This window comes from Mesorhizobium sp. P2_A12, from assembly GCF_056405075.1.
In genome coordinates this window covers 1-16,567 of the sequence record NZ_JBFUCU010000034.1, presented here as the reverse complement: position 1 = coordinate 16,567, position 16,567 = coordinate 1, and the positions used below count along the sequence as shown (strand labels likewise).

The window sequence follows — 16,567 nt, the reverse complement described above, 5'->3', positions numbered from 1 at the left end:
GCTAGCCTCCCTGCATGGGCGAGAGGATTTCGATCCGATCGCCGTCGCTCAAACGGAATTCCACCCGGTTGGCTTTGTTTACGAGGTCGCTGTTGACGGCGGTCGCCAGCCAATCGCTCTGATAGTCGAGCGCGGCAAGCAGCTCGGCCAGGGTGGTGGCGGCAATCTCATGCGCTTCGCCGTTGACCATCAATTTCATGAGCAAGCTCCTTGGTTCCGTCTTGATTGAAAACCAGGTCGGCAGCCTGGCGCGCCATGGCGGGGGCGAGGAGAAAACCGTGGCGATAGAGCCCATTGATCGCGACGGTGCTTCCGTGGGTCGCGACTCGCGGCAGGTTGTCTGGAAAGGCCGGACGAACACCGGCGCCGGTCACGATGACGCCAGCCTCGCCGAATGCCGGATGGAGAGCGTAGGCCGCGCCCAAAAGCTCCATCATCGAACGCGCCGTCACCGGTCCCGTGGACCGGCTCTCGATCATCGTCGCGCCAACCATGAAACGGTGTCCGGTGCGCGGCACCACGTAAAGCGGAAAGCGCGGGTGAAGCAGCCGGACCGGGCGCGACAGCGACACATCCGGCGTGCGCAGGATCAGCATTTCGCCACGTACGCCGCGCAGCCTGCCATCGAGGGCTGCCATTCCCGTGCAGTCGATCCGGCGATCGAAACCGGAAATGTGCCGGGCATCGACGCCGAAGCGGAATTCGACGCCCATCGCCGCCAGCCTGCCATGAAGTGCCGCCATCGCCTGGCGCGGGTCGAGATGGGCTTCGTCGGAGAAGAACAGTCCGCGGCGGAAGCGGCCGGCAAGGTCGGGCTCGAGCAACACGATTTCATCTTCATCGACACGCCGATGACCCGATGTACGGCTGGCGAACCGCTCGAGCTCGCCCACATCGCGCGGCGCGGCCACGACCAGCGTTCCCGCCCGTGTCACCTGGCCAGGCGTTGCCGCCTCCCACCAGTCTGCGGCATTGCATCCGAGATCCAGCACCGGCTGCTCGGCGCTTTCACGCTCGCACCAGGGCGCCAGCATGCCGCCGGCGAACCACGACGCATTGCCGCCAAGGGTCAGCCGGATCTCGGCGACTGTGACCGTCGCGCCGCGGGCGGCGAGTTCGAAGGCCGCGGTGAGGCCGGCGACGCCGGCCCCTTTAACCAGCACTCTCATGATGGCCCATGCGCCTCCGGCATGAGCGGTGCGCCGGCCTCGTCCGCCGGCACATAGAGATCGCCGCCTTCGCGATATTTCGCCGCCATCGCCGCCATGCCCTCCTTCTGCGCCTCGGCGCGGATGTCGTGGGAGATGCGCATGGAGCAGAATTTCGGCCCGCACATGGAGCAGAAATGCGCCACCTTGTGCGCTTCCTTGGGCAAGGTCTGGTCGTGGAATGACCGCGCCGTTTCGGGATCGAGCGACAGGTTGAACTGGTCCTCCCAGCGGAACTCGAAGCGCGCGCGGGAGAGGGCATCATCCCTGACTTTCGCCGCCGGATGACCCCTCGCCAGATCGGCGGCATGGGCGGCGATCTTGTAGGTGATCACGCCAATCTTGACGTCGTTGCGATCGGGAAGGCCGAGATGCTCCTTGGGCGTAACGTAGCAGAGCATGGCGGTGCCGAACCAGCCGATCATCGCCGCACCGATGCCTGAGGTGATGTGGTCGTAGCCCGGTGCGATGTCGGTCGTCAGCGGTCCAAGCGTATAGAAGGGTGCTTCACCGCAGACAGCGAGCTGCTTGTCCATGTTCTCTTTGATCTTGTGCATAGGCACGTGGCCGGGTCCCTCGATCATCACCTGGCAATCCTTTGCCCAGGCGATCTGCGTCAGCTCGCCGAGCGTTTCCAGCTCGGCGAACTGTGCTGCGTCATTAGCGTCGGCGATCGAGCCGGGACGTAGGCCGTCGCCGAGCGAGAAGGAGACGTCATAGGCGCGGCAGATGTCGCAGATCTCCGCGAAATGCTCGTAGAGGAAGCTTTCCCGGTGGTGATGCAGGCACCATTTGGCCATGATCGAGCCGCCGCGCGAGACGATGCCCGCGACCCGGTCAACGGTCAGCGGGATGTAGTGCAGCCGCACGCCGGCATGGATGGTGAAATAATCGACGCCCTGTTCAGCCTGTTCGATCAGCGTGTCGCGGTAGACCTCCCAGCTCAGATCCTCGGCTATGCCGCCGACCTTTTCGAGCGCCTGGTAGAGCGGCACCGTGCCGATCGGCACCGGTGAATTGCGCACGATCCAGTCGCGGATGTTGTGGATGTTGCGGCCGGTCGACAGGTCCATCACCGTATCGGCGCCCCAGCGGATCGCCCAGACCATTTTTTCGACCTCTTCGGCCATCGAGGAGGTGACGGCGGAATTGCCTATATTGGCGTTGATCTTCACCAGGAAATTGCGGCCGATGATCATCGGCTCGCTTTCGGGATGATTGATGTTGGCGGGAATGATCGCACACCCGCGCGCAACCTCATCGCGCACGAATTCCGGCGTGACGAAGTCTGGGATCGTCGCGCCGAAGGCTTCGCCGTCGCGCTCAAGCTTGCCACGCAGCATCTCGCGGCCGAGGTTTTCGCGGATGGCGACGAACTCCATTTCAGGTGTGATGATGCCGGCGCGCGCATAGGCAAGTTGGGTCACCGCCTTGCCTTGCTTGGCCCTGAGCGGCCGGTTGCGCATGGCAAATTCCGGTGTCAGGCGCTCGCCCGTGACGAATCCATTGTCTTCTGGCCGGACATGGCGTCCGCCATAGGCCTCGACATCGCCGCGCGCGGTAATCCATTCGTGGCGAAGCCGGGCAAGGCCGTTTTCAATGCGGGTTTCGACAGCCGGGTCGGTATACGGGCCGGACGGATCGTAGACCGTCACAGGAGGCTCGCCGGCCGTCGGATGGACGGAGATTTCGCGCATCGGCACCTTGATGTGCCGATGGAGGGTGCCTTGCTTGTGGATTTTCCGTGAGGCGGGCAGTGGTCCCGTCGATACGGCGGGGGTGAGGGCATTCATCTTGAGGCTCCTTTGCTCATTGCATTGGAGACCCAGTTCTGTGCCGGAAGGATGAAAAGACGCTTTGGTCGACCTGCCGAAACAGGTCTTCGGGCGTGGACTCCCGCAAAGCGCTTGCACCGTCCCTACGCCAGTATGAACTGGATCAGGTTCAACGGGTCACTGCGCCGCGAAAGCCAGCAGTATCTCAGCCCCTTGCCGGGACTCCCCTGGTGAATGCGTCGAATTGAATGGGCCGGCGCTATTTTGTCAAGCGCATTCGTCCCGCAGCGGTGATCGACGACCAAACAAACCCAGCGGAAAAGCATGCTAGTATCGAGAGCAAGTGACGCCCCAGAGCAGCGGTGAAGCGCCCCCAATAAGGCGAGCCCTCATGCGGATTCGGTGCCTTTTCCAGCACGGTATTTTCGGGGCTTTCCGGAACGACGCTGCTGCCACCCAGTTGGGTGAGATTGCTATAGATGTCTGTCTTGCTCGTCGTCGGCAATCCTTCCGCTTCGGCTAGACGCCCCGTTTGTTCCCCCAGAGCAGAACATGAAGCTGCGGCAGTACACGCGCCTCGAACCACCTGTCACGGGTCACCTTTTCAACCAGCCATTCCATGCGCCTCATCACACCGGCCATGTCGATGAATGCGTCTTCGTCGCCGGGACGCGGTGGCGTGTGATTGCCGGGCTGCAGATAGACGGGTAATTGCGGGTAGCGCGCCGCGGCGTCTTTGGCATAGGCATAGTCATCATCGTCGAAGACAACGAGCTTGAGCGCCATCTGCGGCTTATCCTGCGCCGCCTCTAAGCAGGCGTCGAACGCGGCCCAATCTGTCGTCATTTCGCTTGAGGGCGGCTTGGGGCTTAGTACCAGCACGTCGAGATCCGCGAACCATTGCTTAGACACCGAGCCTTGGGTTTCCAATGCAAAACGGTAGCCCTCACCATGCCCGCGGTCGATCAACTGGCTAAGCGGCTGGATGGCCGGATTGCCGCCCGACAGCGATACCATCACGGGCTGACCGCCGGAAAGCGCAATGACCTTTTGCCAAACCGCGTCGGGAGACATCATCTCCCAATCATGGCGGAAGCGACGGTCCACCGCATGCAGGCTGTCGCACCAGGAACAGCGATAATCGCACCCGCCGGTTCTTACGAACACCGTCGGCAAGCCGATCAGCACGCCTTCGCCCTGAATGGTCGGCCCAAAAATCTCGCTCACCCGGATTCCGGGATGCAACGCGCAAGTCATGGTCGGTATTCCGCCCAGGTTTTCGGCGTCTCGCTCACCCGCACGGCGGAGGTTTCGGGTAGCCGCATCTTGCACCAGTGGTAGAAGTGCCTGGCCAGACATTCCGCTGTGGCATGGTCATGACCCAGCACGTCGTTAAGATGCCGATGGTCGAACGTCCCATCGATGTAGTGCTTGAACGCCGCCAGATCTTGGTAGTCGCGCACAAAGCCGTGTTCGTCCAGTTCGCCACCTGAAAGCTCCACGACGACGATGTAGTTGTGGCCGTGCAGGCGTGCGCACTGATGATCGGATGGCAAGGAGGTGAGCTGATGCGAGGCCGAGAAGTGGAACTCTTTGGTAATGCGGAACATCACGCGCTCCTTGTCTGGATAGCGTGGAGCCAGAAGTCTGCATCCTCATAATTTGTCCGATCGGCAATGCCGGCCAAATCGAATGCTTCGCGCCGTTCGACGCATGTCCCGCAGCGACCGCAATGACGTGCACCGCCCTTGTAGCAGGACCACGTTGCCTCGAACGGCGTGGCGTACTTTGCCCCCTCGCTGACGATGTCGGCCTTCGACATATTCACATACGGAGCGTACAGGCGGATATCGGCGTAGCCTGCGAGCGCATGGTTCTGCATCGTCTGAAAGGCGTCGATAAAAGCGGGCCGGCAATCGGGATAGATGAAATGATCTCCGCCGTGGACGGCAGTGGCCACCGCATCGGCCTTCTGCGCGGCGGCAACCCCGAAGGCGATGGCCAGCATGATGGCGTTCCTATTCGGCACCACCGTGATCCTCATGGAGTCTTCGGCATAGTGCCCGTCGGGCACGTCCACATTATCAGTCAGCGCCGAGCCGCTCAGGTTCCGGCCGACATCGCGGATATCGACGATCTGGTGCGGAACACCCAGCCGCTTGGCACAGATGGCGGCAAAGCCGAGTTCCTTTTTGTGCCTCTGGCCGTAATCGAACGAAAGCAGGCCAATGAGTTTCTGCTCGGTCGCCACCTTGTGAGCGAGCGAAACAGAGTCCAATCCGCCGGAGCAGATGACGAGGGCATTCATGGTTTGAATCCTTGTTTTGACCGGGTAAGGCTACGACCGGAGATTTCTCTGCGTTCCCACTACTCCACCGAGCCGGTTTTGTGAATGGGGTGGACGCGATTGAGCCCACGTACCTTGTTGTCAGCGTCCCCAAGATGACTTTGCACGCGACTTGTCGCGTATCTTCGACCGCTGGGGTGCTGACGCCGGCACTGCGTATATAGGCGTATAGACGATGCAGAAATCACTGCCGAGGCGCAGCAGCATTCCCGACACACCTTCGGCTTGTCCAGTTTGCCCCAGAACATGACATCCCGAGTTTCGGCGACAACGCAAGGGTCGACCGGCAGTCCAGTGAAAGGCTTCTGCCGCGTGCTTTGCCGTTTTCTGGTCTGCGCATAGATCGCCTCGAGCCGCCGCGCCTCGTCATTGGTCAGAGCTGGGAATTCCTTTCCGAGGGCGCGGCTCGATAGGGGCCACCATTCTGGTTAAGGAAACGGAAGAGCAGATCGATCAGCCGCTCGGGCATGTCGATAAAGGCATTCACCTATTGCCGGAATTGATCGTAGCGCTGCAGAAAAGCTGTTTCGGAGGGAAGGGACCGTTCGATCGTCCGCCGAGCGCAGGCATAAAGAAATTCGGCGTGCGGGGTTGCATCGAAGGTAGAAATCCCGGTGTCATTCAGCACCCGGACGTTGAATTGCGGCGTCGGTTCCCATTCGACCAATGGCAGAAGGCGCTTCGAATTGCTCTCCAGCACGCGCCTGTACTCGTCGATCTGGTCCAGGATCGCGGCCGAGACGGGAAACACCACTCCCGGCCATTGAAGCGGTGCATGGCAAGGACGTGTGGATCAGGTAGCGGTGAATGCGGCCGTCTCCGTCGTCGAACGGATGGATGTAGACAAAGCCGAAGGCGAAGATTGCGGCGGCGACGACTGCATCAAGGTTTTGCGCTGGGCCTTGATCGAACGCAATTCCAGAAACAACTTTCTGAAGGCGTCGCAAGGCAAGACATTGTCGGCGCTGATCGTCGCCCCAACTGATCCCAGCATCGGTTCCTGCTTGGGTCCAGCGCCCTAGGCGACGCCATGGTCGGCGAGCGCTCTGGCTGACCTTAATCCATTACCCAAGAATCACAGGGTTCCCTTGCGCTGCTCGAGACGGCTTTCTAGCCCTATCCATGCCATGGATGCGTTCCATCCAAACAACCAAGTTTACGGACCTGTCATGATGCTGCATAGCGAAATACCGGCAGGCACCGATCGATCACTCCACTTCCTTGATCATTAGATCAGCGCGCCAAAAGAATCCATTAGAAGGAGAACTGTGGATGCCCCTGTGCCAGTGGATGCCCTGCTGTTCGGCGGAACTCTGAGGGGTCCTTACGCCACACCGTGTTGTAGAGACCGCATACCTGAACAGCAGGTGCCTGAGAACGATGGCGCTTGCAGTAGAAATACTAGCCCATTGCAACATTACCCCACCCTGCCTGTCCACTAGCAAAGCGAAATCATGAAATTCGGGTCGAGCGGCGTTCGAGGTTTGGCTTCGGAATTGGTCGGCAAGGCCAGCGGACTTTATACCGAAGCTTTCGCTTGGCGTTTGATTTCCAGCCGGGTTCAGCCGAATAGCTCGGTCTTCATAGGCCGCGACCTACGTGACAGCAGTCAGGCGATAGCCAACAATTGCATGGCGGCGTTGGCCGCAAATGGTTTCCAGCCGATCGATTGCGGCACCATACCCACGCCTGCCCTGGCACTATATGCATGCAAACACGGCGCGGCGGCTCTTATGGTCACCGGGTCGCACATTCCAGCCGATCGCAATGGCATCAAATTCTATGGCCCGAATGGTGAAATCAGCAAGGCGGATGAGGCCGCGATTACGCGCTTTGTAGCCGAAAGATCAATTGCGTATTGCTCACCAACGGCTTGTCTGGGAACGACGTGGCCTATGCACCGTGAAGAAGCGATCGCCTCTTATCGAGAGCGCGCCCATGACATGCTGGAGCCGGGCTCACTTTCCGGCATGAGACTTGGTGTCTATCAGCACAGTTCGGTCGCGGCGGAACTGTTGGTACAGGTTCTTCGATCGCTCGGTGCCAGCGTAGTCGCCGTCGGGAAAACCGGGACCTTCGTACCTGTCGATACCGAAGCCGTGGACGCAGCAACAATCGCAAAATTGAAGAAGTGGGTCCGCGAATTCGGTCTCGATGCCATCGTGTCGACCGATGCGGACGCTGATCGGCCACTCATCGCTGATGAAAATGGCGATCTTCTTCGCGGCGACCTGGTTGGGCTTGCAACGGCTCTTTTCCTGAAGGCAGACACGATCGTGACGCCAGTGACCTCCAATTCGGGAATTTCGAAGGCCTTTGGTTTCGCGGTCCAGAGGACGAAAGTCGGGTCTCCATATGTCATTGAAGCAATGGAAGCATTACACGGCGCCGGCGGCGTCATCGTCGGCTTTGAGGCCAATGGTGGTGTTCTGCTGGGCTCGGATTGTGTGGTGAATGGGAAGACATTGACTGCACTGCCGACGCGGGACTCATTCCTCCCGATTTTGGCCGTCCTCAGCACCATGGCGTCGACAAAAAAGAAGCTGTCGCGACTGCGCGGGCTTTGGAATCTTCCTGTGTGCGCCAGTGACCGGCTTCAGAACTTCCCCGCGGAAAGTTCGCGCAGATTGATGGATCATCTCGCAAGCCGGAACGCACTGCAGCACTTTCTTGCCTCGTTCGGGGCCGTCGCCGAAATTGACGAAACCGATGGCCTCAGGGCGCGGATGCTTTCAGGTGAGATCATACATCTGCGGCCTTCCGGCAATGCCCCGGAACTGCGCTGCTACTCGGAAGCTTCTACCGAGAGCAGGGCCATGGCGATCGTCGCCTCGACGCTGCAAGGGGCACATGCGTTCGCGCTTACAGACGAGATAGAGGACCTTTGATGAAAGTGGTTCCGGTCATCATCAGCGGTGGAGCTGGTTCGCGGCTCTGGCCCGCCTCAAGGCAATCGCACCCCAAACCTTTCCTCAAGGTGGCGGATGGACTTTCGCTCATCCAGCACACCGTGTTGCGCGCCGCTTCGATGCAGCATGTCGTGGAGCTTGTTACCGTGACGTCCACGGGGCAACTCTTCCTTACGAAAGACGTTTTCGACGAGCTGGATTCCGTTGTTTTGCCACGCACCTTTCTGCTTGAGCCTGAGGGTCGGGATACCGCCGCCGCCGTCGCTGCGGCAACCGTCCATGCCAAGGCAACACAGGGTCCCGATGCTGTTCTGTGTGTTTTTCCCGCCGACCATATGATTGGTGATCTGCCCGCATTTCAAACCGCCATGAACCGGGCAATCGAACAGGCGCAGCAGGGGCGTATTGCAACCTTGGGCATAACCCCGGATAGGCCAGACACCGCATTCGGCTACATCGAGGCCGACGGTGAGAAAGTTGTCCGGTTCGTCGAGAAACCGAACGCCGAGACTGCCAAATCTTATGTCGCGTCCAAACGTTTCTTCTGGAACGCCGGCATCTTCTGCTTCAAGGCGCAGGTCATGCTCGACGAAATGGCTGCGCATTGCCCGCAGGTGATCGATGCCGTTCTCGATAGCTATGATAACGCTCGCGTCAGCCACGGCGAACATGTTGCCAGCGTCGAACTCTCATCTGAGCACTTCGCCATGGCGCCGCGTATTTCACTCGACCATGCGGTGATGGAAAAAACCCACAATCTCGCTGTCGTTCCCTGCGAAATGGGGTGGAACGACATTGGATCTTGGAACGCAATGGCCGAACTGGTCGCCGCTGACGGGAGCGGCAACAGGATTCGCGGCGATGTCCATGTGGTCGACACCGTGGGCAGTTACATAAGCTCGGACAAACGCGTCATCGGCACCGTCGGCATCAGCGACCTGGTGATCGTGGATTCCCCCGATGCATTGCTTGTTGCATCCCGCGATCGCGTCCAGGACGTCAAGAAACTCTTCGAGGGCCTCAAGGCTGCGGGACATGAAGCGCACTTGCTTCACAGTACCGTGCACCGGCCCTGGGGCACCTACAGGGTTCTGGAGGAAAGCGAGCGTTTCAAGATCAAGCGCATCGAGGTGAAGCCGGGCGGACGCTTGAGCCTGCAGATGCACCATCACCGCTCCGAGCACTGGGTCGTGGTCAGCGGCACTGCGAAAATAGTCAACGGCGACCAGGAGCTACTCCTGACCACTAATCAATCCACCTATATCCCTTGCGGCCACAAACACCGGCTCGAAAACCCCGGCAATATCGGACTGGTGATGATCGAGGTCCAAAGCGGCGAGTATCTCGGCGAAGATGACATCGTGCGGCTTGAGGACGTATACGGTCGAACCTGACAGTCCCACGTCACATGCCCTACGGTGGCTGGCAGACCGAACCTGCGTCGGCACATGTGGGCTGTCAGGCGACCGGCGGCTAGGCAAGGCGAGGCAAACCAGAACAGGTTTTATGCGCTGCACTGTGTCGTCGAATTGTGGCCACTGGAGCAATCCCCCTAAGCGAGCCAAGGTTCTTGATCTAAACGGCGGCGGCCGCCATATTAGCGTAGCGCCTCTCACACGTTCGAGAGTGATCGCATTTTTGGATGCCGCCGGCTCGGGCTGTTTCGGCATCCTATTTCAACATCGGCCGCCGCTTGTTTCGAGTTATCGAATGGCCGTTCTCTGCATTTGGAGGCAAAATGACCGCAACGCCTTTCGCGCTGCCCGAGGCAGTGCTTACCGCAATCTCAAACGGAAAACCCGTAATCCAGGCATGTCGGGAACATCTTGGCTATTCGACCGAGGACGTTGCCGTGACCAGCGGTCTGACAGTCGAGGAGGTCGGGCTGATCGAATCTGGCCATTGTTTCGACAAGGGCTATCGCGATCGGATCGCTCGGGCGCTTGGCTTGGCTGAGAGTATCTTCGATGAAATCTGGGGTATCCCGAACGCTGCCTGACGTCGGCCTCTGAAGATTACCCGCCGCCTGCCAAGTCGGATCAATCCCAAGGGTATATCAATACCCTTACGGCGGCGGGGCGGTGGCAGAATTCTTATTTCTACGGAATCGATTCGCTCTGCGGAAGATCGGCCTCATGCTGGGCGACACGGATGTAACCTTGGCCCGCACGAGAGGCCAGATCTGTGGATAGAGAGAACCGGCTAGCCGGTTGATGATACGAGGGCATGTGGACAAAATATCCCTACCCGATGGTGGCGCCGAACTACGGCACAACGATCAGCGCTTGCGAAGTCGAGCGCTTAGACGAAAGATTTCGGCGAAACCACCCGAGGCCATCAGGAAGGTTCGTCACGATGAAAGCGATCCCTTGCCCGTTCTGCACAAGCTGCGAGGTTAGGCCATATGAGACGGACGAGGCGCGCGTTGTGATGAAATGCGAGGACTGCGGTGCATCGGGGCCGGTCTGCATCGACGAAGTCAACGCCGTCGAAAGCTGGAATTACCGTCCATCTGCCCAGCCCGAATAGGATTGTCCACGTGGCATGGCGATAGCGATGCGCCTACGCCTAATAGCCCCGGTCCGTCACCGGCGCGCAGGAGCGTATTATCTTCGTCAGCCGGTGCCGCGTTTCTCTTCCGAGCCCCCGCCAGTCAGGCCCGGCGCATGCTGGCCTACCCCGTCAGAGTGCCAGGCCGCTCATCTCGCGCCTGCCGTACATGGCAACGAACCTTATCGCGCACCTGATCGACTGATATTGCCGATCACCTTCCGCAACTCGAGCGGCTGTAGCAGCGCATGCCGTTACATCGGATGCGCAAGTGTCGTCTGACAATCTCGCCGGAAAACTGCCGTCTCAACAATTCGGCCAGCCTGTCGTTGCGAGCGCTGGTCCGCGAGCTGGTGCGCCTAGTGCCCGACCGCCAGATCGCGGCTCCTCAATCGCGCCGCAAGCCGACGGCGCGTTAAAGCGGCCGCGCAATCATCGATGTGAGCGTGATGACGGCGCGTCAAAGTATCTGCGGGGACTGTCTAGCGATGCTTGCCGGCGGCGTAGCTTTAATACCGTGTGGTCCCCTCCCGGCCATGCAGGAGGCCGGGTGCCCATCGACGCTGAGGGACCAACATCTCTCTGTTTCAGCCCGACTGTTGGCTGTCAGATCCGCGACACCGGAGCAGGGCTGCGCTTTGCTGCGAATTCCTTCAACCTATTGAATGATGACCAGAAAATCCCCCGGAGGTTCCTTCTGCTCAGTTGGCACGACTTTTGATACTTCTCAAGAGGCGACAGGAGATACCGACTGGCGTTCATCGTGGGTGATATCGCGCAATGCAACGAAGGAAGACAATATGTCAGGTCCGCGTCAGAATCGATTTTATGCAAAGAGGATTGCCGCCTTTAGCGCAAGGCGTTCACGAACCGCATATCAACAATGGCTTCCGTGCAAAACGCAGGGAGATCACTTGTGAAAATCCTATTCACTACGGTGGCTGTCGCGTTGCCGGCCATCGCTTTTGCTGCGCAAACAATCCCCGTATACCTCAGAGAAACAGCACGGGCCACCTTCAAGCCTCTACCATCCATCACGCCGACAGTCGCCAACAACCCGATCACACCGGAGAAGATAGCCCTGGGCAAGGCAATGTTCTTCGATCCACGCGTCTCGGCGTCAGGCGTCTTGTCGTGCAATTCGTGCCACAACTTGGCCACGGGGGGCGACGACAATCATGAAAGCTCGATCGGCCATGGTTGGCAGAAGGGACCGCGCAACGCGCCGACGGTACTGAACGCTGTCTTCAACATAGCGCAGTTCTGGGATGGTCGTGCTGAAGACCTGAAGGTTCAGGCCAAGGCACCGATCCAAGCCGCTGTCGAAATGGCCAACACACCAGGTCAACTCATCGCCACGCTCAAGTCGATGCCGCAATATGTCGAGTGGTTCAATTCAGCTTTCCCCGGCGAAGCCGATCGCGTCACCTTCGAAAACGTCGCCAAGGCAATCGAAGCCTTTGAGGCGACACTGGTCACACCGGCGCCCTTCGATGCCTTCCTCAACGGCGATGACGCCGCTATGACTTCCGAACAGAAACAGGGCCTGACGCTTTTCATGGACAAAGGCTGCTCGTCCTGCCACGGCGGTATCAACGTGGGTGGGGAGGGCTATTCCCCATTCGGCCTCGTTGAAAAGCCCAACACCGATGTCCTGCCGGAAAACGACAAAGGCCGATTTGCCGTGACCCATGAAGCCGACGATTCCTATGTTTTCCGCGTGGCGCCGTTGCGCAACGTAGCACTCACCGCGCCATACTTTCATTCGGGCAAGGTTTGGGATCTGAAACAGGCCGTCGCCATTATGGGGACCACCCAGCTCGGCCAAGAATTGACGGAAAAAGAAGTCGACCTGCTCGTTGCCTTCCTTAATTCGCTGACCGGAAAAGTACCGGAGGTCGCCTATCCCGTCTTACCCGCCGAAACGCCGACAACGCCTCGACCTGTATTGCATATCCTCCCGCAATGATTGGCCGGAGCTGGCTAGTGAAGGTCGCAATCACGAATGATTGCGACCTTCACTGGGACGAGACGATCATGACTTCCGGCGAGGCCTATCCAACTGGAAAGCTAGGGGACTTTCATTTCCGAATTCAATTGAAACGCTAAATGAAAACCTGACCCGGCGACGCCCACTTACGTCACGACAGCATGACCCGCCTTGCCGGCCACGTCGATCAGACGCTCCGACTAGCCGACTGTGTCGTGATCTGTCGTTACATGTACCCCCTACCCCCGCTTTAGATTCGCTGACAAGCTCGCAACCACCTGAGCCACCGCGGACAATATTCCGCGAGCCGCTGGCGTGCGCGCAGCAGAAACCGGATGCCTTCAAATCCACCCCTTCAAAACGTGCTCGATGGCGTTGCGACGCGCGAGCCGCTGTTCCAGCTCTGCAAACGCATCGATATGAAAACAAAGCTGCGGCCAGCCAGCGACGTGGCCCGAGCATTTGTCGATGCACACCGCAAGTGCCGCTTGCTCTCGGGCTATCTCATCCATATAGCTCGGCGCAACAGAGGAAGCGCCAGTTGTTCAGTCATCGTCAGCCGCGACCTCCTGTGCAATTCGTTCTAACAAGGAAGAAACTATGAGGCGGCAGACCCGACCGTTCACTGTGGAGGTCAAACAAAAGCGCAATTATCAAAAACGGGGCCATTCCATCTGGAGCGATGTCGATCTCTCCGCGGCTATAGCCGACACAACAAGGGAGCTCAAAGATATGGATCTGCCAAATCGTCAGCTGATTGACTCTAATGTCATAGCCCTTGATGCTGAACACGCGCACAAACCGCGAGCGGAGTATCTCATGGCAAATCCCCTAGACGCTGAATCAGTAGAAGCTGCAACCGAACACGCTCCCAAAGGAAGGACGCCTGAAACGAAGAAGAAAACCCCACCTTCGCGGAAGGCCAAGACTGAGCCTGGTCGCAAGAATGGCGCCAATACGGCGTCCCCGGCGGAAGCAACAGCAACAGCAGCGGCCGTGCGGAGCGCCCGGAAGGTCTACTCCGGAAAAGAGCGCGCCCAAATGCTCGCTCAAGTCGAGACGTCGATCAGCGGCGGCACCACTCTCAAGAGCGCCGTAAAGCAGGCGGGTATATCGGAACAGACCTATTATCACTGGAAGAAGGCCGCGGCGCCTAGATCCGATGGTGACGATCTGAAGGACCTGGTCGCCCTCGAGAAAGAAAACAAGCGATTGAAGAGCCTGCTCGCGGAACGCCTGCGCACAGAGAACGCGGAACTGAAGAGGAAGCTAGGGCTGCAATAAGGCTTCAGAAGATGCCGCCATTCGACCAGACGGTAGAACTGTGATCGAAGGCTCGCCGGCTGTCGGATGGACGGAGATTTTGCGCACCAGCACCCTGATCTGTCGCGGCCGAGACAGGAAAAACCACTCCCGGCGGATTGAAGCGGTACATGGCAAGCACGTGTCAATCAGGGATCGGTGAATGCGGCCGAAGGCAAGGATGACAGTCAAGGTTTTACACCGGGCCTTGATCGAAGGCCACCATTCCATCGATGGCCGCGGCGGATTGTCAGGGCGAAGTCAATGGGACGCGGATGCTGTGGGATTATAGCCCACCCATGCACAGGTACTTCATTTCGAGATAATCCTCAAGGCCGTGGCGCGACCCCTCACGACCGATCCCTGATTGCTTCATTCCGCCAAATGGTGCGGCCTCGGATGACATGCGTCCCGTATTGATGCCGACCATTCCGTATTCGAGGGCTTCAGCCACGCGCCACACGCGCTTTAGATTGGAAGCGTAGAAGTAGGCTGCAAGACCGTAAATCGTGTCATTCGCCTCGCGCACCACCTGGTCGGGATCGTTGAAGCGGATTATGGGGGCCAGCGGTCCGAAGGTTTCTTCCTGAGCGACCCGCATTGTCCTTTCGACGTCGGTGATCACCGTGGGCTCGAAGAAGGTTCCCGATTCGCCGATACGGTTGCCACCGCAACGGATCTTCCCACCCTGCCGCACAGCATCGCGAATATGATCTTCAATCTTTGCAAGCGCGCACTTATCGATCAGGGGACCGATCGCAACTTCTGGCTCGAAACCGTCACCGACGCGCAATGCACTGACGCGCTTGGTGAATTTGTCGCAGAATTCATTATACACGCTGGACTGTACGTAAAGCCGATTGGCTGAAACGCAGGTCTGGCCTGCATTCCGAAACTTTGCCTGTAGCGCACCATCGACGGCAGCGTCGACGTCTGCATCATCAAAAACAATGAAAGGAGCGTTACCACCAAGTTCGAAGCTAGTTCTTTTGATCTGATCCGAACACTCCCTCATGAGCAGCCGCCCGACCTCGGTCGACCCAGTGAAGCTGATCTTGCGGACCTTCGGGTTCGAGCAAAGTTCACGCCCAACCGCATCGCCTTCCGATGCGTAGATCAAGTTTAGAACGCCATCGGGAAAACCTGCCATCCGGGCAAGCGTGAACATAGCACCCGCGACAAGCGGTGTTTGCTCCGCGGGTTTCAGAACAATCGCGCAGCCGGCGGCAAGCGCAGGCGAAATCTTGCGAGCCACCATCGAGGCGGGAAAATTCCAAGGAGTAATGGCGCCGACAACACCGATCGGCTGTTTGATTACCAGCATACGCCTGTCGTTAGAAGGCGGCGAAATCGTCTCGCCATAGATGCGATTGGCCTCCTCGGCATACCATTGGAGGTAGGCTGCGGCATGGGCGATTTCAGACTTCGCCTCTGCAAGCGGCTTACCCATTTCAGCCGTCAAAATGGCTGCAAGATCCTCGCTGTGGTCGAGGATCAGTTGGTGCCATTCCCATAAGATGTCGGAGCGCTCGCGCGCGGTGAGCGCCGCCCAATGTTCCTGCGCAGCTTCAGCCTTATCGATTGCCTTGGAAACGTCCCGGACATCCATATCTGGAAGCTCAGCCAACAGCTCGCCCGTTGAGGGATTGAACACCGAAAAACGCCTCGTGGATTGCTCCGCCTTCCGACCAGGCACACCGGCCAGATCGTCAAATAGCTCGGGATTTTTGAGACGTCTCGTCAGCGACTGTGTCACGGTCAAACCGTCGTCCCCCTTCATGGTTAAGTTACTAGCTTCGCAACGTACTAATAAGCACACCTTGTGCCAGATGATCGGACGAGATCGTTCCGGCCCTCCGTCATTGCAAGCGCAGCTTCCCGACTGATTAGCCCATAGCAATGACAGCCTCAATCACGAGTCGCGCTAAGGCTTTCGCTCCATAACAGGCAAGCGCGGATAGAGCTCGTGAAGAGCTGGCATAGGCGGAGTCGATCATCGAAATCGCCGACGTTGGCAACAGCACTGCGGTATCATTCTTTGAGCGGCTTCCACGGCCGCTCATATCAGGCATATCGAAAACCGACCGCCATGGTCGAACGTGCCATCGATGTAGTGGCTTGAGCGCTGCTAAGTCTTGATAGTCGCGCACAAAGCCATGTTTGTTCAGTTCGCCACCCGAAAGCTCCACTGCGACGATGTAGTGTGGCCGTGTAGGCGCGCGCACTACAATATCACGCGAGCCCAAACCTTTTCCGACCGGCTCCGTCCCAAAAAAAGGGGGCGGCGTCGCTGCCGCCCTCTCGGTATTTGAAAGCTGATAGAGGCTAGATTAGAAGTCCATGCCGCCCATGCCGCCCATGCCGCCGCCGCCCATGCCGCCAGGCATGCCGCCGCCAGCCGACTCCTTCTTCGGAGCCTCCGCGATCATGGCTTCGGTGGTGACCAGCAGGCCGGCGACCGAGGCCGCGTCCTGGAGAGCCGTGCG

14 protein-coding genes, 1 pseudogene and 1 riboswitch are annotated in these 16,567 nt (G+C 59.0%); of the genes and pseudogenes, 5 read left to right on the top strand and 10 right to left on the bottom strand.

Going from position 1 to position 16,567, the window contains the following annotated elements:
• Position 1: 1 nt before the first annotated feature.
• The 8 genes and pseudogenes from thiS to AC1DZU_RS33500 form a co-directional block, all read right to left on the bottom strand.
• On the bottom strand, positions 2 to 199 hold the full coding sequence (gene thiS / locus AC1DZU_RS33535) for a sulfur carrier protein ThiS (protein WP_477291483.1): 198 nt from the start codon (positions 197 to 199) through the stop codon (positions 2 to 4).
• The gene (gene thiO, locus AC1DZU_RS33530) at positions 168 to 1,169 is read right to left on the bottom strand and encodes a glycine oxidase ThiO (protein ID WP_477291481.1); all 1,002 of its coding nucleotides are present in this window, start codon (positions 1,167 to 1,169) and stop codon (positions 168 to 170) included. The genes thiS and thiO overlap by 32 nt, the downstream gene beginning before the upstream one ends.
• Positions 1,166 to 3,001, bottom strand: a complete 1,836-nt coding sequence (gene thiC / locus AC1DZU_RS33525; RefSeq protein ID WP_477291479.1) for a phosphomethylpyrimidine synthase ThiC — start codon at positions 2,999 to 3,001, stop codon at positions 1,166 to 1,168. Before thiC ends, thiO begins: the two co-directional genes overlap by 4 nt.
• Positions 3,002 to 3,105: 104 nt before the next feature.
• A riboswitch (TPP riboswitch) is annotated at positions 3,106 to 3,222 on the bottom strand.
• Positions 3,223 to 3,502: 280 nt separating this feature from the next.
• The gene (gene queE / locus AC1DZU_RS33520; RefSeq protein WP_477291477.1) at positions 3,503 to 4,240 is read right to left on the bottom strand and encodes a 7-carboxy-7-deazaguanine synthase QueE; all 738 of its coding nucleotides are present in this window, start codon (positions 4,238 to 4,240) and stop codon (positions 3,503 to 3,505) included.
• On the bottom strand, positions 4,237 to 4,593 hold the full coding sequence (gene queD / locus AC1DZU_RS33515) for a 6-carboxytetrahydropterin synthase QueD (protein ID WP_172352508.1): 357 nt from the start codon (positions 4,591 to 4,593) through the stop codon (positions 4,237 to 4,239). Before queD ends, queE begins: the two co-directional genes overlap by 4 nt.
• Positions 4,593 to 5,291: a 7-cyano-7-deazaguanine synthase QueC gene (gene queC / locus AC1DZU_RS33510; protein ID WP_477291474.1), complete on the bottom strand. Its 699-nt coding sequence runs from the start codon at positions 5,289 to 5,291 to the stop codon at positions 4,593 to 4,595. Before queC ends, queD begins: the two co-directional genes overlap by 1 nt.
• 526 nt (positions 5,292 to 5,817) lie before the next feature.
• Positions 5,818 to 6,081 carry a hypothetical protein gene (locus AC1DZU_RS33505; RefSeq protein ID WP_477291505.1) on the bottom strand — a complete coding sequence of 88 codons (264 nt, stop codon included), beginning with the start codon at positions 6,079 to 6,081 and terminating at the stop codon, positions 5,818 to 5,820.
• Between the two features lie 94 nt (positions 6,082 to 6,175).
• Positions 6,176 to 6,277: pseudogene (locus AC1DZU_RS33500) on the bottom strand (hypothetical protein); the annotation flags it as partial.
• Between the two features lie 507 nt (positions 6,278 to 6,784).
• On the opposite strand from AC1DZU_RS33500, the gene AC1DZU_RS33495 reads away from it, so the two are divergent.
• The 4 genes from AC1DZU_RS33495 to AC1DZU_RS33480 all read left to right on the top strand — a co-directional run bounded on the left by AC1DZU_RS33495 (position 6,785) and on the right by AC1DZU_RS33480 (position 12,758).
• Positions 6,785 to 8,218: a phosphomannomutase gene (locus AC1DZU_RS33495; protein WP_477291472.1), complete on the top strand. Its 1,434-nt coding sequence runs from the start codon at positions 6,785 to 6,787 to the stop codon at positions 8,216 to 8,218.
• Positions 8,218 to 9,633 (top strand): mannose-1-phosphate guanylyltransferase/mannose-6-phosphate isomerase, encoded by a 1,416-nt coding sequence (locus tag AC1DZU_RS33490; RefSeq protein WP_477291470.1) that lies wholly within the window; start codon positions 8,218 to 8,220, stop codon positions 9,631 to 9,633. Before AC1DZU_RS33495 ends, AC1DZU_RS33490 begins: the two co-directional genes overlap by 1 nt.
• Positions 9,634 to 9,977: 344 nt before the next feature.
• Positions 9,978 to 10,238: an XRE family transcriptional regulator gene (locus tag AC1DZU_RS33485; RefSeq protein WP_027033144.1), complete on the top strand. Its 261-nt coding sequence runs from the start codon at positions 9,978 to 9,980 to the stop codon at positions 10,236 to 10,238.
• Between the two features lie 1,434 nt (positions 10,239 to 11,672).
• Complete coding sequence (locus AC1DZU_RS33480; protein WP_032925888.1) at positions 11,673 to 12,758, top strand: cytochrome-c peroxidase; 1,086 nt, start codon at positions 11,673 to 11,675, stop codon at positions 12,756 to 12,758.
• A gap of 362 nt (positions 12,759 to 13,120) precedes the next feature.
• On the opposite strand, the gene AC1DZU_RS33475 is transcribed toward AC1DZU_RS33480, so the two are convergent.
• Positions 13,121 to 13,291, bottom strand: coding sequence for a hypothetical protein (locus AC1DZU_RS33475; protein ID WP_198292772.1), 171 nt, complete (start codon positions 13,289 to 13,291; stop codon positions 13,121 to 13,123).
• Positions 13,292 to 13,379: 88 nt separating this feature from the next.
• Between AC1DZU_RS33475 and AC1DZU_RS33470 the strand changes: the two genes are divergently transcribed.
• Positions 13,380 to 14,063: a transposase gene (locus AC1DZU_RS33470; protein WP_477291467.1), complete on the top strand. Its 684-nt coding sequence runs from the start codon at positions 13,380 to 13,382 to the stop codon at positions 14,061 to 14,063.
• 304 nt (positions 14,064 to 14,367) lie between these two features.
• Here AC1DZU_RS33470 and AC1DZU_RS33465 read toward each other — a convergent pair whose 3' ends face one another.
• The gene (locus tag AC1DZU_RS33465) at positions 14,368 to 15,861 is read right to left on the bottom strand and encodes an NAD-dependent succinate-semialdehyde dehydrogenase (RefSeq protein WP_010913527.1); all 1,494 of its coding nucleotides are present in this window, start codon (positions 15,859 to 15,861) and stop codon (positions 14,368 to 14,370) included.
• Positions 15,862 to 16,567 lie beyond the last annotated feature (706 nt).